The sequence below is a fragment of the Marinobacter sp. EN3 genome (assembly GCF_000475315.1).
In the GTDB taxonomy this organism is placed as follows: domain Bacteria; phylum Pseudomonadota; class Gammaproteobacteria; order Pseudomonadales; family Oleiphilaceae; genus Marinobacter; species Marinobacter nauticus.
This window is the reverse complement of the sequence record NZ_AXCC01000030.1, coordinates 1-22653: the sequence shown is the minus strand read 5'-3', so window position 1 is coordinate 22653 and position 22653 is coordinate 1. Positions and strand designations below refer to the sequence as shown.

At 57.1% G+C, this 22653-nt stretch carries 23 protein-coding genes and 1 other RNA gene; 3 read left to right on the top strand and 21 right to left on the bottom strand.

Going from position 1 to position 22653, the window contains the following annotated elements; translation table 11 throughout:
* Positions 1-4 precede the first annotated feature (4 nt).
* The 9 genes from mraY to rsmI all read right to left on the bottom strand — a co-directional run bounded on the left by mraY (position 5) and on the right by rsmI (position 9132).
* Complete coding sequence (gene mraY, locus Q675_RS30365; protein WP_014420633.1) at positions 5-1090, bottom strand: phospho-N-acetylmuramoyl-pentapeptide-transferase; 1086 nt, start codon at positions 1088-1090, stop codon at positions 5-7.
* A complete protein-coding gene (locus Q675_RS30360) occupies positions 1075-2472 on the bottom strand; it encodes a UDP-N-acetylmuramoyl-tripeptide--D-alanyl-D-alanine ligase (RefSeq protein WP_023011430.1) in 1398 nt (465 codons plus the stop codon). Before Q675_RS30360 ends, mraY begins: the two co-directional genes overlap by 16 nt.
* Positions 2469-3953: a UDP-N-acetylmuramoyl-L-alanyl-D-glutamate--2,6-diaminopimelate ligase gene (locus Q675_RS30355; protein WP_014420631.1), complete on the bottom strand. Its 1485-nt coding sequence runs from the start codon at positions 3951-3953 to the stop codon at positions 2469-2471. Before Q675_RS30355 ends, Q675_RS30360 begins: the two co-directional genes overlap by 4 nt.
* Positions 3954-3956: 3 nt before the next feature.
* Complete coding sequence (locus tag Q675_RS30350) at positions 3957-5699, bottom strand: peptidoglycan D,D-transpeptidase FtsI family protein (protein WP_023008922.1); 1743 nt, start codon at positions 5697-5699, stop codon at positions 3957-3959.
* A gap of 30 nt (positions 5700-5729) precedes the next feature.
* Complete coding sequence (ftsL, locus tag Q675_RS30345; RefSeq protein WP_014420629.1) at positions 5730-6134, bottom strand: cell division protein FtsL; 405 nt, start codon at positions 6132-6134, stop codon at positions 5730-5732.
* A 26-nt stretch (positions 6135-6160) separates the two neighbouring features.
* The gene (gene rsmH, locus Q675_RS30340; RefSeq protein WP_023011428.1) at positions 6161-7120 is read right to left on the bottom strand and encodes a 16S rRNA (cytosine(1402)-N(4))-methyltransferase RsmH; all 960 of its coding nucleotides are present in this window, start codon (positions 7118-7120) and stop codon (positions 6161-6163) included.
* Positions 7117-7569, bottom strand: a complete 453-nt coding sequence (gene mraZ, locus Q675_RS30335; RefSeq protein ID WP_011785920.1) for a division/cell wall cluster transcriptional repressor MraZ — start codon at positions 7567-7569, stop codon at positions 7117-7119. The genes rsmH and mraZ overlap by 4 nt, the downstream gene beginning before the upstream one ends.
* 310 nt (positions 7570-7879) lie before the next feature.
* Positions 7880-8230: RNase P RNA component class A (gene rnpB, locus Q675_RS37740), an RNA gene on the bottom strand.
* Positions 8231-8268: 38 nt separating this feature from the next.
* Complete coding sequence (rsmI, locus tag Q675_RS30330) at positions 8269-9132, bottom strand: 16S rRNA (cytidine(1402)-2'-O)-methyltransferase (protein WP_023011427.1); 864 nt, start codon at positions 9130-9132, stop codon at positions 8269-8271.
* Between the two features lie 144 nt (positions 9133-9276).
* On the opposite strand from rsmI, the gene Q675_RS30325 reads away from it, so the two are divergent.
* Genes Q675_RS30325 through Q675_RS30315 form a run of 3 tightly spaced genes read left to right on the top strand, consistent with a single transcriptional unit; the run spans position 9277 to position 12108 of the window.
* Positions 9277-11130, top strand: coding sequence for a penicillin-binding protein activator (locus Q675_RS30325; RefSeq protein ID WP_081698870.1), 1854 nt, complete (start codon positions 9277-9279; stop codon positions 11128-11130).
* Positions 11131-11136: 6 nt separating this feature from the next.
* Positions 11137-11508 carry a YraN family protein gene (locus Q675_RS30320; protein WP_014420625.1) on the top strand — a complete coding sequence of 124 codons (372 nt, stop codon included), beginning with the start codon at positions 11137-11139 and terminating at the stop codon, positions 11506-11508.
* Between the two features lie 9 nt (positions 11509-11517).
* On the top strand, positions 11518-12108 hold the full coding sequence (locus tag Q675_RS30315; RefSeq protein WP_011785924.1) for an SIS domain-containing protein: 591 nt from the start codon (positions 11518-11520) through the stop codon (positions 12106-12108).
* A 29-nt stretch (positions 12109-12137) separates the two neighbouring features.
* On the opposite strand, the gene Q675_RS30310 is transcribed toward Q675_RS30315, so the two are convergent.
* From Q675_RS30310 to Q675_RS30255, 12 genes are all read right to left on the bottom strand, one after another.
* Positions 12138-12542: a ClpXP protease specificity-enhancing factor gene (locus tag Q675_RS30310; protein WP_206769525.1), complete on the bottom strand. Its 405-nt coding sequence runs from the start codon at positions 12540-12542 to the stop codon at positions 12138-12140.
* 57 nt (positions 12543-12599) lie between these two features.
* Entirely contained in the window at positions 12600-13229 is a 630-nt protein-coding gene (locus Q675_RS30305) for a glutathione S-transferase N-terminal domain-containing protein (RefSeq protein WP_011785926.1), read from the bottom strand.
* Positions 13230-13333: 104 nt separating this feature from the next.
* Positions 13334-14089: a cytochrome c1 gene (locus Q675_RS30300; protein ID WP_022991993.1), complete on the bottom strand. Its 756-nt coding sequence runs from the start codon at positions 14087-14089 to the stop codon at positions 13334-13336.
* Positions 14089-15321 carry a cytochrome b gene (locus Q675_RS30295; RefSeq protein ID WP_014420622.1) on the bottom strand — a complete coding sequence of 411 codons (1233 nt, stop codon included), beginning with the start codon at positions 15319-15321 and terminating at the stop codon, positions 14089-14091. The genes Q675_RS30300 and Q675_RS30295 overlap by 1 nt, the downstream gene beginning before the upstream one ends.
* Positions 15321-15914, bottom strand: a complete 594-nt coding sequence (petA, locus tag Q675_RS30290) for a ubiquinol-cytochrome c reductase iron-sulfur subunit (protein WP_014420621.1) — start codon at positions 15912-15914, stop codon at positions 15321-15323. The genes Q675_RS30295 and petA overlap by 1 nt, the downstream gene beginning before the upstream one ends.
* Positions 15915-16152: 238 nt before the next feature.
* Positions 16153-16545: a 30S ribosomal protein S9 gene (gene rpsI, locus Q675_RS30285; RefSeq protein ID WP_011785930.1), complete on the bottom strand. Its 393-nt coding sequence runs from the start codon at positions 16543-16545 to the stop codon at positions 16153-16155.
* A gap of 12 nt (positions 16546-16557) precedes the next feature.
* Positions 16558-16986 (bottom strand): 50S ribosomal protein L13, encoded by a 429-nt coding sequence (rplM, locus tag Q675_RS30280; protein ID WP_011785931.1) that lies wholly within the window; start codon positions 16984-16986, stop codon positions 16558-16560.
* A 202-nt stretch (positions 16987-17188) separates the two neighbouring features.
* The gene (locus Q675_RS30275) at positions 17189-17980 is read right to left on the bottom strand and encodes a TatD family hydrolase (protein WP_022991994.1); all 792 of its coding nucleotides are present in this window, start codon (positions 17978-17980) and stop codon (positions 17189-17191) included.
* A gap of 23 nt (positions 17981-18003) precedes the next feature.
* Entirely contained in the window at positions 18004-19584 is a 1581-nt protein-coding gene (gene prfC / locus Q675_RS30270) for a peptide chain release factor 3 (RefSeq protein WP_022991995.1), read from the bottom strand.
* A gap of 61 nt (positions 19585-19645) precedes the next feature.
* Positions 19646-20128: a ribosomal protein S18-alanine N-acetyltransferase gene (rimI, locus tag Q675_RS30265; RefSeq protein ID WP_022991996.1), complete on the bottom strand. Its 483-nt coding sequence runs from the start codon at positions 20126-20128 to the stop codon at positions 19646-19648.
* Positions 20125-20943, bottom strand: a complete 819-nt coding sequence (locus tag Q675_RS30260) for a hypothetical protein (protein WP_227499563.1) — start codon at positions 20941-20943, stop codon at positions 20125-20127. Before Q675_RS30260 ends, rimI begins: the two co-directional genes overlap by 4 nt.
* Positions 20944-20973: 30 nt before the next feature.
* Positions 20974-22524 carry a 2-isopropylmalate synthase gene (locus Q675_RS30255; RefSeq protein ID WP_011785936.1) on the bottom strand — a complete coding sequence of 517 codons (1551 nt, stop codon included), beginning with the start codon at positions 22522-22524 and terminating at the stop codon, positions 20974-20976.
* Between the last annotated feature and the right edge of the window lie 129 nt (positions 22525-22653).

Here is a 22653-nt window from a genome sequence, read left to right as displayed (position 1 = left end):
TTTCCTATCGGATTTTCAGACTGGCCAGGCCAATCAGAACGAGAACAACAGTAATAACCCAGAACCGGACAATGACTCGTGGCTCGGGCCAGCCTTTCAATTCAAAATGATGGTGCAGCGGCGCCATCCGGAAAATCCGCCGGCCCGTGAGCCGGAATGAGGCCACCTGCAGAATCACAGAAATGGTTTCCATCACGAACACGCCGCCCATGATGAACAACACAATTTCCTGCCGGACGATGACAGCCACTGTGCCCAGGGCGGCTCCCAGGGCAAGGGCACCGACATCGCCCATGAATACCTGCGCCGGGTAAGTGTTGAACCACAGGAACCCGAGCCCTGCACCCACCAGGGCTCCGCAGAAAATGATCAGCTCACCGGTTCCGGGCAGATGCGGAATCAGCAGGTAATTGGCGAACTGGGCATGGCCCGAGAGGTAAGCAAAGATGGCCAGAGCCCCCGCCACCATGACGGTTGGCATGATAGCCAGACCATCCAGGCCGTCTGTCAGATTTACCGCGTTGCTGCTACCAACAATCACGAAGTAGGTCAGCAGAATGAACAACACCGGCCCGAGGGTCAGCGAGACATTTTTCAGGAACGGCAGATAAAGCGAGGTTTCCTGGGGCAGTGAAGCAGTGACATAGAGCACGATCGCGGCCGTGGCCCCGATCACCGACTGCCAGAAGTATTTCCAGCGTGCCGGCAGGCCCCGGGGATTGCGCTCCACAACCTTACGGTAGTCATCCACCCAGCCAATGGCACCGAACAGCAGGGTAACCAGCAACACCACCCAGACATAACGATTGGTCAGATCCGCCCACAGCAGGGTGGAAATGGCGATGGCCACGAGAATCAGGGCGCCGCCCATCGTCGGCGTACCGGCTTTGCTCAGGTGAGTCTGGGGGCCGTCATCACGTACGGCCTGGCCGATCTGATACTGACTCAGCTTGCGAATCATCACCGGACCGATCACCAGCGAGATCAGCAGCGCCGTAAGAATGCCCAGGATCGCCCGCAGTGTCAGGTACTGAAACACCGTCAGCGACGAAAAGTATTGCGATAGTATCTCTGTCAGCCAGAGCAGCATGGGTTCTTCACCTTTTTCTGAATTCCCTCCACCACGCGATCCATGGCGGAACTACGAGAACCTTTCACCAGGACCGTCATAGCACCACTCCGGCCCGCCACAATGGCGTCCACCGCCTGCTCATGACTCGGGAAAAACTCTGTCTCGTCACCAAATCCGGTGCCGTAGCCGTTACCTCCGGCTCCCACCACCATAACCTTCTCAATTCCACGGGCACGGGCATGTTCACCCACCTGCCGGTGCAGCTCGTTCGCCTCATCGCCCAGCTCTGCCATGGCGCCGAGCACCGCCAGCCGGGGCGCCGGGTACGACGCCAGAACGTCCAGCGCCGCTTTCATAGACGCCGGATTGGCGTTGTAACTGTCGTCAATCAGGGTCAGATCCGGGGCCGGCTTGAGCACCTGGAGACGCCCCTTCACGGCTTCTACCTGCATGAGCCCGGACTGAACCTGCTGATCTGTCGCTCCCAGTTCCCTGCAGGCCGCGAGAGCCAGCAGAGCATTGGTAATGTTGTGTTCACCGGGCAACCCCAGCACCAGATGACAGCGCCAGTTGTCTGGCCCCAACACCAGGAATTCAAACCCCTGATCAGTGGCCATGATCGCCTCCGCGCGGTAATCCGCGCCCGGGTGCCCCATCCGGGAAACCCCCAGCACCCGCCGTTGGCCCGCACGGGCATGCCATTGATCGAAGGCAGGATCGTCCCGGTTCAGCACGACGGCTCCATCTGCCGGCAGGCCATCAATAATCTCGCCTTTGGCCAGAACAATATTCTGGTAACTGCCAAAACCCTCCAGGTGCGCCTGGCCTGCATTAGTCAGAATCGCAACCTGCGGTCGGGTAATTGACACCGTGTGGGCAATTTCGCCAAGACCACTGGCCCCCAGCTCAATGGCGCCGAACTGGTGATCCGGCGTCAGCCGAAACAGGGTCAGCGGAACACCAATGTGATTATTGAGATTGCCTTCAGTCACCAAGGTCGGCCCCATGCCGGCGAGAATGGCCCCGGTCATTTCACGAACCGTGGTTTTGCCACTGCTGCCGGTAATCGCCACCAGCCGGGCCGCGCTTCCGCTGCGATTGCCGCTGGCCAGATCGGCCAAGGCCTGAACCGTATCGCTAACGACCAGTTGCGGAATGGCAACATCGGTGACCTCGGTATCCACTACCGCAGCGACGGCTCCCTGTGTCAGGGCCTGGCCAAGGAATTCATGACCATCAAACCGCTCACCGCGCAGAGCAACAAACAGCTGCCCATCTCCAACCGATCGGGTATCGGTGGAGACGCCATCAAACCAGAGTTCACCCGCATCAGTACGCGCCCCTGCCAGGGTGGCCTGAAGCCACTCGCGAGCTTCCGCCAGCGAAAAGGCGCGCATCATGCCACACCTCCATTCAGGTTCAATAGATGGCGTACCTGCTCGGCGTCGCTGAACGGCAACTTCTGGCCCCGGATCTCCTGATAGGCTTCATGACCTTTACCTGCAATCAGCACCAGATCATCCTCATTGGCCATACCCAATGCCTCGGCAATTGCCTGAGCGCGGTCGTGAATCACCTGCCAGCGACCAGCCTGAGTGAAACCAGCAGAAATGTCGCTGACAATCCGTTCAGGCTGCTCGGTACGCGGGTTGTCGTCGGTTACGATGACGTAATCCGCCCGCTTTTCCGCTTCTTTCGCCATTTCCGGCCGCTTGCCGGGGTCCCGGTCGCCACCGCAACCGAACACACAGATCAGCCTGCCCCGGGTGTGGGGCCGCAATGCTTCAAGGGCATTGGCCAGGGCATCAGGCGTGTGGGCATAGTCCACCACCACATGTTTGCCGGTTGGGCCGGTGAATCGTTCAAGACGCCCCGGGGGCGGTGACAGCTCCCTGACAACGGACACCGCCCGCTCAACAGGTACGCCAAGCGTCAGTACGGTAGCCAGGGCTGCCAGAACATTGCTGGCATTGAAACTCCCTAACAGGGGGACAGTAAGATCAAACTCGCCCCATTGCCCATCGACCCTGGCGCTAAACCCTGAGGCCGTGGGCGTAAATTCCTTCAACCAGAGTTCCGTCTGGGCTTCATGCAGACTGTAACGAACCCGGTCACACTGGCCCTCAAGCTGACCGTAAAGCTGCCGGCCAAACGGATCGTCAAAATTGATCACTGAGAAGTGCAGTTCTTCCCGCAGGAACAGCCTGGCCTTGGCCTCGCCATAGGCTTCCATGGAACCGTGGTAATCCAGGTGATCACGCGTGAGGTTGGTGAACACCGCACCGGTCATAGTCAGATTATCAACCCGCCCTTGATCCAGAGCGTGCGACGACACTTCCATTACTGCAGCCCGACCACCCTCATTGCGTATGCGGTTCAATACCCGGTTCACCTGGACCACATCCGGCGTGGTATGCGTGGCCGACTCGATACTGCCCGGCATGCCATAACCCAGGGTACCCAGCAGCCCGCAGGGCGTGCCGGTTTCCCGTAACAACTGGGAGATGTATTGGGTCACCGACGTCTTGCCATTGGTGCCGGTAACCCCGATCACTCTCAGATGGCGCGAGGGATGCTCGAAGAAGCGATCAGCAATTCGGCCCAGACGGGCGCGCAGACCAACCACGGGCACAATTAACGCGCCGTGGCGCTCATGGCACTGCCGCTCTCGCTCGGACTCAAGCAGAATAGCCGTGGCACCGGCGCTGATGGCCTGATCCATATAGTGCTCTGCGGGCGTTCGTGCCCCGGCCAGAGCAATAAAGGCGTCACCGGGCTGCACTTTCCGGCTATCCGTCTTCAGTCCGTGGATAGTGACATCGAAGACCGATGGCACCTCAATAATGCCCTGAAGCAAGGTGCTGATGGATGTGATGCACATGGCTTACCCTCTCCCCCCGGAAGTTACTTGCGAAACGCGTGTTTCACTGACTTCCAGTTCAGGCTTCACATTCAGCAGTCGCAGCGCGTCACCCATCACCCGGGCGAATACCGGCGCGGCAACTTCTCCGCCGTAATATTCTCCGGCCTGCGGCGCATCCACGGCCACAACGGTTACAATTCTGGGGTCATCAATCGGTGCCATACCGGCAAAGATGGCCTTATATTGACTGTCTTCGTACCCGTTCGCTCCCACTAGGTGAACGGTCCCGGTTTTGCCTCCGGCCGCATACAGCCCGGGCTGGGCGCGCTTGCCAGTACCACGGGCAACCGCCTGTTTGAGCATGTCCCGCACGGCCCTTGTCACCTGTTCAGACAGTACACGTTGCCCCTGCGGCCTCTGCTCCTGCCTCATCAGGCTGAGGGGGTAACGAATTCCACCATTGGCAATAACCATATACGCCTGTGCCAGTTGCAAGGCGTTAACGCTCATGCCGTAGCCATAAGACAAGGTGGACTCTTCTACCGGCCGCCATTTCGGGGGGGCCGGCAAAACACCAACGGCTTCCCCAGGGAAGCCGATACCAGTTGCCTGGCCAAGGCCCAGGCGGGCATAGAGGTTTCTCAGAGTATCGCCACCCAGATCCGTTGCGATGTTGCTCACCCCGACGTTGCTGGACTTGACAATAATCTCCGTCAGATCCAGCACCCCGTAATTGCGATGATCCCGAATGGTGAAGCGACCAAATCTCCGAAAGCCCGGGGAAGTATCAATGGTGCTGTTAACCGTGTATTCCCCGGACTCCAGAGCAGCCGCTATCGTCAGCGGCTTCATGGTTGAGCCGGGCTCGAACAGATCTGTAATCGCCTTGTTGCGCAGGTTTTCTGCGGCAAGCTGTGACCGGTCATTCGGGTTGTAGGAACCTTGATTGACCATGGCCAGCACCTCACCGGTGTCGACATCCAGCATCACCAGCGTACCGCCGCGAGCCTTGTGAGCACCGACCACCGCCTTGAGCTCCCGATAGGCCAGATACTGCAGCCGGAGATCAATACTCAGTTCCAGGTCCTTCCCGGGCCGGGCATCGCGGATAAGCATCAGATCTTTGATGACGCGCCCACGGTTATCCTTGAGCACCCGCTTCTGGCCCGGCTCACCGGTCAACCATTTGTTATAGGCTAACTCGATACCTTCCTGGCCATGCTCGTCGATATCAGTAAACCCGACCACATGAGCGGTGACTTCTCCCGCGGGGTAATAACGACGATATTCCTGCCGGGCATAGATACCACCGACACCTAGAGCCAGCGCTTCACGCGCCATTGAGGGCTGCACTTTGCGGCGCAGGTAGATAAATTCGCGGCCAGCATACTGGCGCAATCGCTCCCGCAGCGCGCCCTCAGACAACCCAAGAATTCGGGCAAGAGCCGCCAGTTGCGGATCTTCGGGATCGGTTTCGGAAGGATTTGCCCACACGGTCTGAACGGGCGTACTGACGGCCAAAGGCTCGCCATGACGATCCGTCACCACGCCTCGATGGGCATCGATAGATTCAACGCGGATGGTTCTGACATCTCCCTGCTTGCGCAGGAAGTCATTATCCACCACATGAAGATCCACCAACCGCCATCCAATGCCGGCCACAACCAGCAGGAAAACGCCCAGCACAGAGCCGAAGCGCCAGGCTTTCAAGCCTGTCACCAGCCTCTGCTTCCAGCTGTTTGTGTGCGTTCCCTGACCGGACACTTCAGTTACCCCGGATGGTTATTGTTGGTTTTAGTTCGCTGCCAGCGGTGACATCAAAGGCACGAGTACAATGTCCTGCCGCCCGGGCACCACCATATTGAAGCGCTCAGCAGCGAGTTTCTCGACCCGCCCGTGAGCGCTCAAAGCACTCTGCTCCAGCAACAGTTGACTCCACTCACGCTGATAAGCATCGCGCTGCTCCTGCAGACCCGACAACGTATTGAACAGCTCGCGGTTCTCATGGGCACTGACCACCACCCCGATGGACGACAGCGTCAATACCGCCACCAACACCAGAGTAACCAGAACCCGACTTTCCCGTGTTGCATCAAACACCTGACGGGACAAACGAACGGCTGTCGCAACACCCTCGCGAACCCGCTGTTTGTTTATCCTGTTGGTTTTTACTGGTTGCTCAATCGCTACCGCGCCCATGGCGTCGCGCTCCCCTGCGTTTTCGATTAATTCGCTTTACGTTCAAGCACTCGCATGACCGCGCTGCGAGCCCTGACGTTTTCAGTAATTTCCTGCTCATTGGCCTTGCTGGCTTTACCAATCAGCTGAAATCCGGATTCTTCCTGCTCCGCCGTGACCGGTATCCCCTTCGGCAGCTTTGGCCCCCGCGCCAGATCACGCATAAAGCGCTTGACCAGACGATCCTCCAGAGAGTGAAAGCTGATCACCACCAGGCGCCCACCGGGAGCCAGGCGATCAACTGCCGCGGCCAGACCGGCTTCCAGGTCCTCGAGCTCCCGGTTGATAAAAATCCGGATAGCCTGAAAAGCCCGGGTGGCGGGGTGCTTGTGCTTCTCTTTCTTCGGCACGGCCTCCGCAACCAACTCCGCCAGCTGCCGCGTGGTTTCAATCGGCTGCTCCTGACGCCGCTCCACGACAAGACGAGCGATACGGCGAGAAAACCGCTCCTCGCCGTATCGCCAGATCACATCTGCGATTTCCCGCTCATCAGCCTCGGCCAGCCACTGGGCAGCACTCGGCTGCTGCTGCGGGTTCATTCGCATATCCAATGGACCGTCCCGCATGAACGAAAAACCGCGGGAAGCATCATCCAGTTGTGGCGAAGACACCCCAAGATCCATCAACACGCCATCAACCTGTGACCAACCCTGACGTTCAAGCGCAAGATCCAGTTCGGCAAACGAGCCGTGGTACCACTGAAACCGGGAATCCTCAGATGCCAGCTCTCTGGCGACGGCAATAGCTTCCGGGTCTTTATCAATACCCAGGAGCTGACCACCCTGACCGAGCTTGCCGAGAATCAGACGACTATGACCGCCCCGGCCAAACGTGGCGTCGACATAACGGCCGTTTTCATCTGTAACCAGATAGTCGACCGCTGCATCCAGCAGGACCGAGCGATGCTGATAGCCTTGATTGGCCTGATCGTCCTGGCGTGCGGTCATAGCGACAGCGCCTCCATTTCCGGCGGCATTTCCTCGTCGGCTGCGGAGGCATCAAGGTAAGCATTCCAGCTTTCCTCACTCCACAGCTCATACTTCTTGCCAAGCCCGACCAACATCAGCCGTTTTTCAAGATTGGCGTGATTTCTGAGGGTCTGCGGTACCAGAATCCGGCCGGACGCATCCAGCTCCATAAGGGCAGCGTTACCCAGAATGAGGCGCTGCAGGCGCTTGGCAGCCTTGTTCATGTTGGGCAGCGCCTCGATTTTCGGGCGCAGCACTTCCCATTCCGGCTCGGGATAGAGCAACAAGCATTTCTCCTCATCGGCGTTGGCTGTCAATACAATACGGCCACCGCAAAGCTGCGCGAGCTCTTCACGCACCTTTGTCGGGATCGCCAGGCGACCCTTCGCGTCCATATTGATGGCATGACTGCCAAGAAAATTGCTCATTAACGTCTAGTCCGAGGTTTTCATTTCCACAAAATTCCACCAAAAACCACTTTTTCCCACTCCCGCACACTATAGAAACACGCAAATAACAATGCAAGCGCCGCGACAGGCACCACACACAGGAAAGTTCCTTTAACGACAAGAGGTTACAAAGCAGAAACGGAACGAAGCGTTAAAAAGACGTAAAGAAAAGGATAAAAAACAAATACCTGCAGACACCTTTAGATAGCCAACTTCAGGTTTAAGATTTTTTGGCTATAAAAGGTAACTTGTGAGAAGGATGCGGATCACATCCGAATAATCGGGAAAAGAGGCGAGCTCGCCGATAAGCCGGGTTCTGTCTTGGACAGTCATTCATCTAGGGCCTGCGTCACCACAGGCCTCAAGCAACCTACCCGAATCCAGCGCGGGCCACGCCATTGGATTCCTATTTGGTCTTGCTCCAGGTGGGGTTTACCATCGCCGTGGACTGTTGCCAGCCACGCGGTGCGCTCTTACCGCACCATTTCAACCTTACCGGCGCCCGAAAGCGCTTAGGCGGTATACTTTCTGTTGCACTTTCCGTCGGCTCACGCCGCCCAGGCGTTACCTGGCACCTTGCCCTGCGGAGCCCGGACTTTCCTCCCCCGGATCAACCGGCGGCGACTGTCTGGCGAGCTCGGCGCTGACAATACCCGCGTGCGGGCAGGCATGCAAGGCTTAATCGCCCTTTAGCTGCAGCGCTCGCTGATACAGTTCATTTTTTCCGATGCCGCTGACTTCCGAGACGATTTTCGCTGCCTTTTTGACCGGCATCTCTGCAACAAGCAGCTTTAACAGCTTATCGGCATCCAGATCGAGCGACGAACCGGCCACGACATCGTTACCCCGGACCATCACCACGAATTCGCCCCGACTGCCATGCGGGTCGGCCTCCAACTCCGCCAATACCTCTTTAACCGTCCCAGTGTAGAAAGTTTCAAAGGTTTTGGTCAGCTCTCGACCGAGCACACACTCCCGATCATCGCCAAACTCATCAACCAGATCCTGCATCAGGTCCAGAATTCGATGGGGGGATTCGTAGAACACCAGAGTGGCAGTCTGTTCACGCAATTCCGCGAGCGCTGAACGTCTACCCGCCCGTTTAGCCGGCAAAAAACCTGCGAAAAGAAAACGATCCGTCGGTAAACCTGCCGCCGACAATGCCGCAACCAGTGCACACGGACCGGGGATAGGGGAAACTGGAAAGCCCGCCCTTCTGGCTTCACGTACCAGGATGTACCCGGGATCGGAGATCAACGGCGTGCCGGCATCGGAAATCAGCGCCACTTGCTGCCCTTCAGTAAGGGCAGAGAGGATTCTGCCAACGCGATCCCTCTCATTATGATCGTGTAGCGCCAGCAAAGGCTTGCTCAGGCCCAGGTGCTGTAACAGGCGCGAGCTGTGACGGGTGTCCTCCGCAGCGACCAGATCCGCCGCAGCGAGCACCTGCCGGGCACGATCAGAAAGATCGGCCAGATTACCGATGGGCGTGGCAACAATTGAAAGCCGGCCACCGACAACGCTTGCTACAGAACTGGACATAATAAACTCCACTGAAGTGAACCGCGGCGCCGCTATTTCCGGCCCATGACTGTCCCGTCATGTGAAATGCGCCGGGAGCTGGTAAACTTGCCAGCTAAAACGCGGCACCACAAGCCCAACGATTCAGAGAGTACCGAGCCCGCCATGACAAATCGCTTCCGTCACAGCCCAATTCTGGCCCTGATCACCCTCGTTCTGTTCTATCTGGGCGGCTGCGCCACCGTCAATCTCGATGAACATATGGCACAAAGCCCGGAGCAGGCACTGTCACTGGCCAGCGATGAACGTGATCCGGTGGTTGGCCAACGCTATCTATTGAGGGTGGCCAGCCGATTCCAGGATCAAGGCCGCCACGAAGATGCCCGAGTCATTCTCCAGGCCCCCGCTCTGGAAAATGCTCCGGAGGACATCGCCAGACAACGCTTACTATTGTCCATGGCCAGTGCCAGCGAGTTACACGACGGCCAATGGGCTGAGCAACTCGCCACAGATAGCACCCCAGAAAGCTTTCTTGCCTACCCCGCGGAGTTAATGTCCCGGGCAGCCATGCTGCAGGCCCGGACCTATGAGCTGGCCGGACAACCTTTGGACGGGGCACTGACGTTGATCCTGCTCAGTCAGAACGACTCCAGCACTTCCCCGCAGGAGGTGCATAATCGCATTTGGCAATTGCTCAAGCCCATCAACCGCTCAACCCTGCAATCCGCCTCCAACAACGCTCTCGGATTCGAGGTTCGAGGATGGCTTGAGCTCGCTCTGCGCCTTCGCACCAAGGGGGCCAGCCTGGATGATCAGGGGCGCCTGATCCGGCAATGGCAGAATAACTGGCCCGGACACCCCGCAGCACAGGTGCTCCCCATGGATCTCGCCCTGCTGGCTGAACTTGCGGCAAGCCGGCCGGAGAAACTGGCATTGGCGGTTCCGCTTCAAGGTGCCCTCGCCAGCGCCGGCAAAGCGATTCGCGACGGTTTCCTGGCCGCCTATTATCAGGATGAGACCACGGACCGCAGTAAAACCGATATTCGGGTCATCGACACCTCCACCGGCTCTTTTTCCGAGCTCTACGAGGAACTCTCCAATAGCGACATTGATTTGATTGTTGGCCCGCTGGACAAGGAAGCACTGTCCCAGCTAGCTAACATGAACACGCTGCCGATTCCGGCACTGGGCCTGAACTACCTTGGCCCGGATGCCCGTATCCCGGACGGCCTTTATCAGTTCGGGCTATCTGCCGAAGACGAGGCGCGACAGATCGCCGACAGACTCGATGCCGAGAACATCGAACAGGTTCTCGTACTGATTCCCCACGGCGAATGGGGAGACCGGGTTGAAGCCGCCCTGCGGGCGAGGATGGACCAGCTCGGGTTACGAGCGCTCGACATCGAACGCTTTTTCCCGGAAGACAACCTTCGCTCGGTGACAGCTGACCTGCTGGGCATTACTGCATCCCGCCAGCGGGCCATTCAGGTGGAGCGAACAATTGGCCTGAATGTGGAATTTGAACCCCGCCGCCGCCAGGATGCCGAAGGCATCGTGCTGGTTGCCGCACCCACAGTTGCCCGCCAGTTCAAGCCGCTGTTCGCCTTCTACTATGGCGGTGATCTGCCAGTATACTCACCTTCCATCGTGTACGAGGGTACGCCGAATCCGGGCCGGGACAGGGATATTGACCGGGTCTTCTTTACGGACATCCCCTGGGTATTGGCCGAGACGAATAGCCTGCGGGAAGAATCGCGCCAGTATCTGAGTGGCACCACCGGGCAACTGGGGCGCCTTTTCGCCATGGGCGCCGACGCCTGGCAACTGAGCAAGCGCTTGCCGCTTCTACGCCAGGTTGAAGATGCCGCCATTGAAGGGCAAACCGGCATTCTGACCATGGATCCTGACGGCAGCATTCATCGCGAACAACGCTGGGCACAATTCCAGGGGGGAACACCCAAACTGCTTTCTCCGACGGTTCCCCGGGAAAGTGAACCCGCCCCGACTGCAAACAACTGATAACCGATGGCCAGGGAAGGCTCCAGAAAACTCGGACAGCATTACGAAGGTGTCGCCGCGCGGTATCTGGAAAGCAGAGGCATCCGGATTATTGAGCGGAACGTGCACAATCGTGGCGGCGAGATCGATCTTATTGGAATGGATGCCGAAGCACTGGTGTTCTTTGAAGTTCGCTTCCGCGCTGATGGTGCGCTGGTGGATCCGATAAGCTCGGTGTCCGCGGTGAAGCAGCAGCGCCTGGTGCGTGCAGCCTCATTCTACCTGCACCGCCACGGGCTCTGGGACCGGGTCAGCCGGATCGATGTTATCGGCATCACACCAGGCCACTCCAGCAAGTACCGTATACAATGGATCAAAAACGCAATTCAGGCAGACTGACCAGAAACCATGACCGACACCGAACAGAGAATCAACCAGTGGTTCGCCAGCCATATGGAGCACACAGCGCAGGCGGCAAGCACCGCTGGTCCCGCCATTGAGCAGGTAGCGCAGGCATTTGTTGACGCCCTGCTCCAGGATGGCAAGATCATTACCTGCGCCAATGGCAACGCCAACGTACTGGCCCAGTATTTCTGCACGGCATTATTGTCCCGCTTTGACCAGGACCGCCCCGCACTACCGGCAATCAACCTTGGGGCGGACGCCACCACTTATTCCGCTATCTGCCGTGACAATCGATTTAACGACACCTTCTCTCGTCAGGTCAGAGCCATTGGCAAGCCCGGCGACCTTCTGTTTGTGATCGTGGATGACGGCCACAAGGCAAACCTGATCCAGGCCATCCAGGCTGCCCACGACCGGGAAATGAGGATTGTGGTGCTGAGCGCAAGGGAAAAATCCGACATCACTTCCCTGATGCACCCTGAAGACCATGAAATCGCACTAAACGATTTGCCGCCAAGCGAGGCCACGCCCTTACTGCTGGTCATCATCAACGCCTTCTGCGACCTGATTGACCACAAGCTTTTCGGAGGCTAATAAAAAAGCCGGCATCGCCGGCTTTTTTATTATTTGACCACTTTCAGGGTTGGCCTGCCATTCGGGCGGTCTTCCGCTCGCCGTGACGACTTGGGCTCACCTCCACCCTCCGGATCGGGAGAGCCAGGCTCACTGCCAAACACCATGCCCTCGCCGTTCTCCTTGGCATAGATGGCCATAACCGCTTGCAACGGTATGAAAACCTGCATCGGCACACCACCGAAACGAGCGCTGAATTCCAGCGCACCATTGCCAATCACCAGTCCGCGCACTGCGCCGGGGCTGATATTGAGCACAATCTGGCCGTTGGCAACGTGCTCAGTAGGCACCTGAACACCCTGAATGCCGGCATCCACCACGATATACGGGGTACAGTCGTTATCGAGGATCCATTCGTTCAACGCACGGACCAGATAGGGACGACTGGATGTCATGGCGATAGTCATGTCAGACACTGCTTAACTCCTGCCCTGAAATACGGGCGCTGACAATCAGCTGCGAATATCTTCTTCCAGATCCGAAAGGCTTGCCTTGAAGCCTTCTCTGGCAAAGATGCTCTCCATGTACTTCTGCAAAGGCTTGGCCTGCTTTTCATTCAGCTCAATACCCAGAGCCGGCAAACGCCACAGGATCGGCGCAATACAACAGTCCACGATGGTGAACTCTTCCGACAGGAAGAACGGCATTTCGGCAAACAAAGGTGCCGTGGCCAGAAGGCTTTCCTTGAGTTCCTTGCGAGCGGCATCGCTGGCCTTGGCCCCCGGCTGCGCCAGGATCTGATCAACCAGTCCGCACCAGTCTTTCTGGATGCGGTGAATCATCAGGCGGCTGTTAGCCCGGGCAACGGGGTAAACCGGCAGCAGCGGCGGATGAGGAAAACGCTCATCCAGATACTCCATCATGATGTTGGGCTCATACAGAACCAGGTCCCGATCTACCAGGGTTGGCAGGGCGTTGTACGGATTCATATCCGCCAGTTCCGCCGGCGGGTTGTCCGGATCCACATCCACGATATCAACAGTGACACCTTTCTCAGCCAGGACAATACGCACCCGGTGACTGTAGTGGCTTGCGGGATCCGAGAAAAAAGTCATTGATGACCGCTTGGTCACAACGCCCATATAGCTACCTCACGATTCTAAAAATCGAAACAATGCAAAACGCAAAAATCCAGCGAGCCTTAAAGACTCGCTGGAATCAAGGACACGGGATTATACCCTAAATCTTAGTGTACGTCTTTCCAGTACTCGCGGTTGAGCAGGTACGCGAAGACAAAGAAGATCGCCACAAAGATCAGCACGAAGATACCGAGACGCTCGCGCTCCACCTTGACCGGGTCGCCCATGTAGGACATGAAGTTGGTCAGATCCCACATGGCCTGATCAAACTCCGCACCGGACATCGAGCCTTCCGTTGCGTAATCCGGGCAAGCGTCTGCGTTATTGACATTACCGCTCAACGGCTCGACAGATGCCCCGACACCAATGTTCGGCTTCACGGCGCACAGGCCCTGCATCTCGACCAGAATGTGAGGCATACCAACGTTATCGAACACCACGTTGTTTACGCCCAGTGGCCGGGAATCGTCCTTGTAGAAGCCCCGAAGGTATGAATAAACCCAGGACTCACCACGCAGACGGGTTTCAAGCGTAAGATCGGGTGGCGGCGCACCGAACCAGCCGGCGGCCATATCCTTGCTCATGGAGTTCTTCATGAGCTCACCGATCTTGGCACCGGTAAAGATCAGGTTTTCCTCGTAAAGCTCGACAGGGATCTCCAGATCATCCGCAACACGCTTGTAGCGGGCGTACTCCATGGAGTGACATCCCATGCAGTAGTTGGTGAACAAGGCAGCACCGCGCTGCAGAGACGCCTTGTCCGTATGATCCGGCTCCATATGATCAAGAGGAACCGCGGCACCAGCCGCCAGGCCAAGCGCTGGCAGGAGTGCGATGAAAAGACCAACAATCAGCTTTTTCATTATCCTGTCACCCTCTCTGGAACTGGCTTGGTGTTCTCCATGCGCGTGTAGAACGGCATCAGAATGAAGTAGAGGAAGTACAACACTGTCAGAATCTGAGCGACAGTCGTGCGACCTTCTGTTGCGGGAACCAGTCCAAGGTAGCCAAGGATTACGAAGCTCACCGCAAAGATTGCCAGGGCAATCTTGCTCAACCAGCCCTTGTAGCGGATTGAGCGGACAGGACTTCTGTCAAGCCACGGCAACACGAACAGAATCGCAATCGCACCACCCATGACCACAACACCCCAGAACTTCGCCGGCAGCCCCATAAAGTCTACCGTCACCGCCCGCAACATCGCGTAAAACGGCGTGAAGTACCAGACAGGCGCAATGTGCGCTGGCGTCTTCAGGGCGTTGGCCGGTTCAAAGTTCGGCTTTTCCAGGAACAGACCGCCCATCTCCGGGAAGAAGAAGACAACGATGAAGAAGATGAAGAAAAACACACCCACGCCCAGCAGATCGTGAACGGTGTAATACGGGTGGAACGGAATACCGTCTTTCGGAATACCGTTTTCATCCTTGTTCTTCTTGATGTCGATGCCGTCGGGGTTGTTAGAACCCACTTCGTGCAGCGCCAGGATGTGAAGAACAACCAGACCCAGCAGAACGATTGGCAGAGCAACCACGTGCAGGGCAAAGAAACGGTTCAGCGTGATACCGGAGATCAGATAGTCACCGCGAATCCACAGAGACAGATCTTCACCGATGACCGGAATCGCACCAAACAGGTTAACGATTACCTGGGCACCCCAGTATGACATCTGGCCCCAGGGCAGCAGGTAGCCCATGAAGGCTTCTGCCATCAGCACCAGGTAGATCAGCATACCGAAAATCCAGATCAATTCCCGCGGCTTCTGGTAGGAACCGTACATGAGACCACGGAACATGTGCAGATACACCACAACGAAGAACGCAGATGCGCCGGTCGAGTGCAGGTATCGCAGCAGCCAACCCCACTCCACATCACGCATGATGTATTCCACCGAGGCAAACGCCCCCTCGGCAGATGGGTTGTAGCTCATAGTCAGCCAGATACCGGTCACTAGCTGGTTGACCAGCACCAGCATTGCCAGTGAACCGAAGAAATACCAGACGTTAAAGTTCTTCGGCGCGTAATACTTGGCCAGGTGCTTGTTCCAGGCCTCAACGATTGGCAGACGCTCGTCTACCCAGTTAATCAGCTTTTGCATCACGCGGCCTCCGGATCAAGACCAATGGTCATGGTCACATCATCGTCAAACCGGTACGGCGGAACCTCAAGGTTCAGCGGCGCGGGTTGAGCCTCATAAACCCGACCGGCCATGTCATAGCGGGAACCGTGACACGGGCAGAACAACCCACCAAGCCAGTTTTCACCCAGATCAGCCGGCGCAACCTCTGGCCGGTAGGAGGGCACGCAGCCCAGATGGGTACAGAGCCCCACATAGACACCGAACTCTGGCTTGATCGCGCGCAAGGGCCCCTGGATATACGAAGGCTGCTGAGGCGCCTCCGACATCGGGTCCTTCACTGCGTCATTGAGCTTCTCGATATTCGCCAGCATTTCTTCCGTTCTGCGGATAATCCAAACAGGCTTACCTCGCCACTCAACGGTGATTTGCTGACCCGGTTCGATTTTGCTGATATTGACGGTTACCGGTGCACCGGCCGCTTCCGCTTTCGCACTGGGGTTCCAGGACGCTACGAAAGGAACGGCTGCACCGACGACGCCGACACCACCTACCACGGACGTAGCACCGATCAGAAACCGGCGCCGGCCTTGGCTCACGTCGCCATTACTCATTATGGTTTTCTCCCATCAGGCGAGGCACAGACGCGGAAAAACCGGCACTGCGCTTCGAAAAGGACTTCACAACCCAAAAATATAAGCGCTGAAATGGTAATGAAATTACCCCCCGCTTACAAGCCGGAAAGGTCGGCAGGCGAGCCTATCCCTGCGCCAGATCAAAAATATTTCCGGAGTACAGATATAAAAAAACCCGGCCACAAGACCGGGTTTTTCCAAATCGACTGAACGTCGATTAACGCTTGGAGTACTGCGGACGCTTACGCGCTTTGCGCAGACCCACTTTCTTACGCTCAACCTTACGGGCATCACGGGTTACGTAACCCGCTTTGCGCAGTGCCGGACGCAGAGTTTCGTCGTAGTCCATCAGAGCGCGAGTCAGACCGTGGCGAATGGCGCCAGCCTGGCCACTGATACCGCCACCCTTTACGGTAATGGCGATATCGAAACGATCTTCGGATTCGGCAACCACCAGCGGCTGACGAACAATCATGCGCAGGGTTTCACGACCGAAGAAATCTTCGATAGTGCGACCGTTGATGGAGATGTTACCGCTACCCGGCTTGATAAAGACGCGAGCCGTGGATGATTTGCGGCGACCAGTACCGTAATTTTGTGCTACAGACATATTCGCCTTCCGTTAGATGTCGAGTTCTTTGGGCTGCTGGGCGGCATGAGCATGCTCAGCGCCTGCGTACACTTTCAGCTTCTTGAACATGGCGCGGCCAAGCGGGCCCTTCGGAAGCATGCCTTTTACGGCCTTCTGAATGACTTGCTCGGGAGCCTTGTCAACCAGCTTCTCGAAATTGATGGATTTGATTCCACCCGGAAAGCCGGTATGGCTGTAATACATTTTAGCCGATGCCTTTTTGCCGGTAACCTTCACCTGGCTGGCATTGATAACAATGATGTAGTCGCCAGTGTCCACGTGAGGGGTATACTCAGGCTTATGCTTGCCCCGCAGACGAAGGGCGATTTCGGTTGACAGACGACCCAGCGTCTTGCCGGCTGCGTCTACAACGTACCAGTCACGTTTTACTGTTTCTGGTTTCGCACTCAGAGTCTTCATTGATTCCGCCTTGAACGCTATATAAGAAACGTTAAAAACCACCACCGGTACATGCAAGGCATCCGGAGGAGGTTCATACCTGTATGTTGCGCTGCCATCATTCGGGGCTGAGATAATGACATCGCCTTGAAAAGCCAGGGCGCGAAGTATACTCGAACCCCTATCGAATGCCAACCCCGACCTATGCTGTTTCGTTAATCCCCTACGGGCGTGGAACCAGAGCTCCCGGATCTATCCGGTAGAGCTTAGCGGTATTGGCCAGCAGTGATTCGGCCAGCAACTCCCGGGGCTCACTCCGCAGATCTGCCAGGGCTTCAAAAATCTCCGGCAAGTGGATGGGCGAATTCTGCCCTTTCGCCACTCCGGCCGGCGCCATATCCGGCGCATCGGTTTCCAGAACCAGCGCATCCACCGGCAACCGGGCGATGGTATCCCGGGTTTTCCGGGCCCGGTCATGGGTTATCACTCCGCCCACGCCGATGAAGCAGCCCAGGTCAATCAGCTTTTGGGCCTGCTGATAGCTGCCCGAGAAGCCGTGAACCAATGCCCGCCCGTTCCATCCGGCGCGTTTCAGACTACTGTGCACCAGATCATGGCTCTTGACGGAGTGAATCACCAACGCCAGACCGAGCCGCTGAGCAATATCAATCTGGGCCTCGAACCAGGGTTCCTGCTCAGACAGATCGCCTTTGAGGGCGTCAAGACCACACTCTCCAAGGCCAACACAGGCTTGGGGCGCGGAAGACAGCAGCCTTTCAAGCTCGGCCAGATCGTCAGCGCCGTGCTCCTGAATAAACCAGGGGTGAATACCCAGACAGTACCAGAGACCCTTCTCTGCATCTGCCATGCTCGCCACACGCTGCCAGTCCTGCCGCCGGACCCCCGGAATCACGACCGCGCAAACTCCAAGGCTGGCCGCCTGCGCCAACACCGTCTCCCGATGCCCGTCAAAAAACGGGAAATCAAAATGGCAATGGGCGTCTACCAACTGCATGGCGGCCTCCTCCCGGAAGCGAATCAGTGCTCCCGGGTCTTGTGGAACTGGATATCCGGATAACGCTCCTGAGCAAGATTCAGGTTCACCATGGTCGGCGCGATGTACGCAAGGCGATCTGCGCCATCCAGTGCGACGTTGTCCTGATTCTTACGCTGGAATTCGTCCAGTTTACGCTCATCGGAACAGGTTACCCAACGGGCAGTTGCCACGTTGATGGGCTCGTAAACCGCTTCCACCTTGTATTCACTTTTCAGGCGGGCGACAACTACATCAAACTGCAGCACACCCACCGCCCCGACGATCAGATCGTTGTTCTTCAGCGGACGGAAGACCTGAACTGCACCCTCCTCGGAAAGCTGGATCAGGCCCTTCTGTAATTGCTTGGCTTTCAGCGGATCTTTCAATCGAATGCGCCGGAACAGCTCAGGGGCGAAGTTCGGGATACCGGTAAACTTCATGTCCTCGCCCGCCGTAAAGGTATCACCCAACTGAATGGTGCCGTGGTTATGCAGGCCAATGATGTCACCGGCAAACGCTTCTTCCGCATGCTCACGGTCACCAGCCATGAACGTGAGCGCATCGGAGAACCGAACATCTTTACCGATACGGACGTGCCGGGCCTTCATGCCTTGATTGTAACTACCTGACACGATCCTCAGGAAAGCGATACGGTCCCGGTGCTGTGGATCCATGTTTGCCTGAATCTTGAAGACAAAGCCGGAAAAGCCATCCTCGGTCGGGGTCACCTGGCGCACATCCGTGGCCCGGGGCTGAGGGGCCGGCGCCCAATCCACCAGACCATCAAGCATGTGATCAACACCGAAGTTGCCAAGCGCTGTTCCGAAAAACACCGGGGTCAGCTCACCAGCCAGGAAAGCCTCCTGGTCAAATTCATGGGAAGCCCCTTTGACCAGCTCAATCTCATCACGAAGGTCGGAAGCGTAATTGCCGATGGCCTCATCCAGCTCCGGGTTGTCCAGACCTTTGACAACACGTTTTTCCTGAATGGTATGCCCCTGGCCTGACTGATAAAGAATCACTTCGTCCCGCAGCAGGTGGTAAACCCCCTTGAACCCCTTGCCCATACCAATGGGCCAGGTAATCGGCGCACAGGCAATCTTCAGTACGTCTTCCACTTCGTCCATCAACTCGATGGGGTCCCTGGTATCCCGGTCCAGCTTGTTCATAAAGGTAAGGATCGGGGTGTCACGCAGGCGGGTCACCTCCATCAGCTTGATAGTGCGCTCCTCGACCCCTTTGGCACTGTCAATCACCATCAGGCAGGAGTCGACGGCGGTCAGTGTCCGGTAGGTATCCTCGGAGAAGTCTTCGTGACCCGGTGTATCCAGCAGGTTGACCAGCTTTCCACCATAGGGAAATTGCATCACCGACGTGGTGACGGAAATACCCCGTTCTTTTTCCATCTCCATCCAGTCAGACTTGGCGTGCTGTCCGGATTTTTTGCCCTTGACGGTTCCCGCCTTCTGCAGGGCCTGGCCGAACAACAGCACCTTCTCTGTAATGGTGGTCTTACCGGCATCCGGGTGCGAGATGATCGCAAAGGTGCGGCGCTTGGCCACTTCCTGGGAAAGGTTAGGCATAAACTCTGGTGACCTGAATCGAGATGGATTAAAGCCGAGCATTATACGGCCTATACCGTCCTCAGGTGAACCGCAGCGCCATGACCAGGGCATCTTCCCGTGCAGCGCCATCGGGATAATAGCCGGCCCTTCTGCCAATTTCAGTGAAACCCTCGCTCAGATAGAGCTGGGTGGCGGCATCATTGCTAACCCGCACTTCCAGAATCAGTTGTTCCATACCATCCGACACCGCGACAGCGATCAGATGCCGTAGCAGCCAGCGCCCGACACCCTGACCACGCACACGAGGACTGACGCAGATATTCAGCAGATGGGCTTCGTCGACCATATAGGCCACAACCGCATAGCCAATCAGCTCATCGCCACGCTCAGCGGCCCAGAGCCTGTAATTCGGCTTAAAACAGTCAAGAAAAGTCGATTTCGGCCACGGATGGGAGTGTCCCTGACACTCCAGCTCCATGACCGCCGCCAGGTCTGCCTCGACCAGAGGGCGTACCCGGACATCCTGGTTGTGCACATCGAGAAAAGGCTGTGATGCTTTCATCGGCCAGGTACGAGAACCCGAATCGATTGCCAGAGCAGTCGCTTCTGGGAGGGGTCTGATGCCAGTGATGCGAGCGTGCCGGAAAACGCAATCTCCGGCACCCGGCCCAGGCCACGCTCGATCAACCGTGCCTGAGTTTCGTCGCCAAGCCCCAGCGTTATTAGCGTTTCTGTCGGGGCGTCGCCAGCAAAAGCAGAGGCTATGACTGAGACAAGATCGCTTTCACTATTGAGCGTCACTTTCAGGTTATTGAACAAGGGCCAGCGCACTACTCTGCATTGAGACACCCCGGTCTCTCCAATGCTTCGCAATATGTTACGAGCCAGATTTTCCTGCAAGGCAAAACTGGCGTCCTCTGCAATATGGCACAAGAGCATGATCCGGGAGCCTTTCCAGGCAGTCAGACACACCCGGTGCACTGGCTCCGGCTGTTGCACTTCTACTGGTTCCGAGGCCGGCAGGGAAGCCTCTGGCACCGTTTCTGGAGTTTCAGACCGGGGCTCGGTGGCAGGTGGAGCTTTCAATGGGTCCGCGGCCTTTTGCCCAGCGTTGTCCGCCTTCTGCACGGATTCAGGCTTGTTGCCCATCAGGCTCTGGAGCTGAGCAATGCGCTCCCGCCCCTGGTCCCCAGACAGCGGCTCAGATTTACGCCCAATCTGAGGAATCTCCGACGCGGGCTGGAATTGCGGCTCGTCCTCCACTCCGAAATCAAAGTCGGGGCTTGGCGCCGCACCAGGCAAACTCTCGCGGGCATACCACATCCGAATGCCTGCCGCCGCCAGATAGAACTGCCGCTCCGCCTCATTCCCTATCACGAATCCCTCCATGGCAATCCTTCGGGCGCTTTAAACATCAGCCACCTGGGGATGTTGGCGAATACCGCCACTGGAAATCAGGTTCAGAGCTTCAATGTAGGCCTTCGCCGACGCAATAATGATGTCGGTATCCGATCCAACGCCGTTCACAATACGGCCGCCCCGCTCAAGACGAACGGTGACTTCCCCCTGAGCATCAGTGCCGCTGGTAATATTGTTGACCGAATACAGTTGCAGGTTACACCCGGAATCCACCAGAGATTCAATGGCCTTGAAAGTTGCGTCTACAGGACCGCTGCCCTCAGCCTCTACCGTGTGTTCCTTACCGTCCACGGTCATGGTCAGATGCGCCTTGGGCACAACGCCGGTTTCAGAACAGACCTGCATGCAGACCAGACCGAAGCGGCCTTCTTCTTCCTTTTGCTTGGTATCGCTGGCAATCGCCTGCAGATCTTCATCAAAGATCTCATGCTTGAGGTCGGCCAGTGCCTTGAAGCGGGTGAAGGCCTCATTCAACTCCCCTTCGGTTTCAAACTGGATACCAAGCTCCAGTAGTCTCGTACGGAAGGCATTGCGGCCGGAATGCTTACCTAAAACCAGGCTATTGGTATGCCAGCCTACGTCCTGTGCCCGCATGATCTCGTAGGTTTCGCGATGTTTGAGCACGCCATCCTGATGGATGCCGGACTCATGGGCAAAAGCATTGGCACCGACGATCGCCTTGTTGGGTTGAACAGGAAACCCGGTAATGGTGGACACCAGACGTGATGCCGGGACGATATGCTGGGTGTCTATGCGGGTATCAATATTGAAGAGATCCTGGCGGGTACGAACCGCCATGACTATTTCTTCCAGCGCTGCGTTACCTGCCCGTTCGCCCAGACCATTGATAGTACATTCGACCTGACGGGCACCGTGGGTAACCGCAGCCAGCGAGTTGGCTACCGCAAGCCCCAGGTCGTTATGGCAATGGACTGAAAAAACAGCCTTGTCGGCATTCGGGATACGGTTCAGTAACTGACGGATGGTCTCACCAAACTGTTCAGGAATGGCATAGCCCACGGTATCAGGGATGTTGATGGTACGGGCGCCGGCATCGATAGCGGCTTCAATGATGCGACAAAGAAAATCCAGCTCTGACCGCCCGGCGTCTTCACAGGAGAACTCGACGTCATCAACGTGGCTACGCGCCCGCTTGACAGCGCGCACGGCTTGCTCGACCACCTCATCTGGCTCCATCTGAAGTTTATGCTTCATATGGATGGGCGAGGTGGCAATAAAGGTATGGATACGGGAGCGCTCGGCAGGGCGGATCGCTTCAGCGGCCCTGTCGATATCCTTGTCCAACGCACGAGCCAGACTGCAGACAGTGGATTCTTTGATGTTCTCGGCAATAGCCTTGACTGCATCAAAGTCGCCCTGGCTGGCAATGGCAAACCCCGCCTCGATAACGTCTACGCGAAGCTTCTCGAGCGCCTTGGCAATGCGGAGTTTTTCCGCCTTGTTCATGGTGGCGCCCGGACTTTGCTCGCCATCACGCAGAGTGGTATCAAAAATGACCAGGTGTTCACTAGCGGCCATTGCTGGGCTCCCATCAGAAACGTTGCTTTGATTTTCGGTGAAGTATATCACTTCTCCGGAACCAGAAATAAAAAACCCCCGACAGCTAAGCTGTCGGGGGTTTTAGGCATTAGGCGCCTGACGATGACC

Excerpts from the sequence above, each read along its gene's own strand:
- Q675_RS30315 (WP_011785924.1), top strand. The coding sequence starts at position 11,518 with ATGACCGACACCGAACAGAGAATCAACCAGTGGTTCGCCAGCCATATG.
- rpsI (WP_011785930.1), bottom strand. The coding sequence starts at position 16,545 with ATGTCTGTAGCACAAAATTACGGTACTGGTCGCCGCAAATCATCCACG.
- Q675_RS30300 (WP_022991993.1), bottom strand. The coding sequence starts at position 14,089 with ATGAAAAAGCTGATTGTTGGTCTTTTCATCGCACTCCTGCCAGCGCTT.
- rplM (WP_011785931.1), bottom strand. The coding sequence starts at position 16,986 with ATGAAGACTCTGAGTGCGAAACCAGAAACAGTAAAACGTGACTGGTAC.
- ftsL (WP_014420629.1), bottom strand. The coding sequence starts at position 6,134 with ATGGGCGCGGTAGCGATTGAGCAACCAGTAAAAACCAACAGGATAAAC.
- petA (WP_014420621.1), bottom strand. The coding sequence starts at position 15,914 with ATGAGTAATGGCGACGTGAGCCAAGGCCGGCGCCGGTTTCTGATCGGT.
- Q675_RS30320 (WP_014420625.1), top strand. The coding sequence starts at position 11,137 with ATGGCCAGGGAAGGCTCCAGAAAACTCGGACAGCATTACGAAGGTGTC.
- mraY (WP_014420633.1), bottom strand. The coding sequence starts at position 1,090 with ATGCTGCTCTGGCTGACAGAGATACTATCGCAATACTTTTCGTCGCTG.
- mraZ (WP_011785920.1), bottom strand. The coding sequence starts at position 7,569 with ATGAGCAATTTTCTTGGCAGTCATGCCATCAATATGGACGCGAAGGGT.
- Q675_RS30355 (WP_014420631.1), bottom strand. The coding sequence starts at position 3,953 with ATGTGCATCACATCCATCAGCACCTTGCTTCAGGGCATTATTGAGGTG.
- Q675_RS30325 (WP_081698870.1), top strand. The coding sequence starts at position 9,277 with ATGACAAATCGCTTCCGTCACAGCCCAATTCTGGCCCTGATCACCCTC.
- Q675_RS30275 (WP_022991994.1), bottom strand. The coding sequence starts at position 17,980 with ATGCAGTTGGTAGACGCCCATTGCCATTTTGATTTCCCGTTTTTTGAC.
- Q675_RS30255 (WP_011785936.1), bottom strand. The coding sequence starts at position 22,524 with ATGGCCGCTAGTGAACACCTGGTCATTTTTGATACCACTCTGCGTGAT.
- Q675_RS30360 (WP_023011430.1), bottom strand. The coding sequence starts at position 2,472 with ATGATGCGCGCCTTTTCGCTGGCGGAAGCTCGCGAGTGGCTTCAGGCC.
- Q675_RS30310 (WP_206769525.1), bottom strand. The coding sequence starts at position 12,542 with ATGACATCCAGTCGTCCCTATCTGGTCCGTGCGTTGAACGAATGGATC.
- rsmI (WP_023011427.1), bottom strand. The coding sequence starts at position 9,132 with ATGTCCAGTTCTGTAGCAAGCGTTGTCGGTGGCCGGCTTTCAATTGTT.
- rsmH (WP_023011428.1), bottom strand. The coding sequence starts at position 7,120 with ATGACCGCACGCCAGGACGATCAGGCCAATCAAGGCTATCAGCATCGC.
- rimI (WP_022991996.1), bottom strand. The coding sequence starts at position 20,128 with ATGAAAGCATCACAGCCTTTTCTCGATGTGCACAACCAGGATGTCCGG.
- Q675_RS30295 (WP_014420622.1), bottom strand. The coding sequence starts at position 15,321 with ATGCAAAAGCTGATTAACTGGGTAGACGAGCGTCTGCCAATCGTTGAG.
- prfC (WP_022991995.1), bottom strand. The coding sequence starts at position 19,584 with ATGCCTAACCTTTCCCAGGAAGTGGCCAAGCGCCGCACCTTTGCGATC.
- Q675_RS30305 (WP_011785926.1), bottom strand. The coding sequence starts at position 13,229 with ATGGGCGTTGTGACCAAGCGGTCATCAATGACTTTTTTCTCGGATCCC.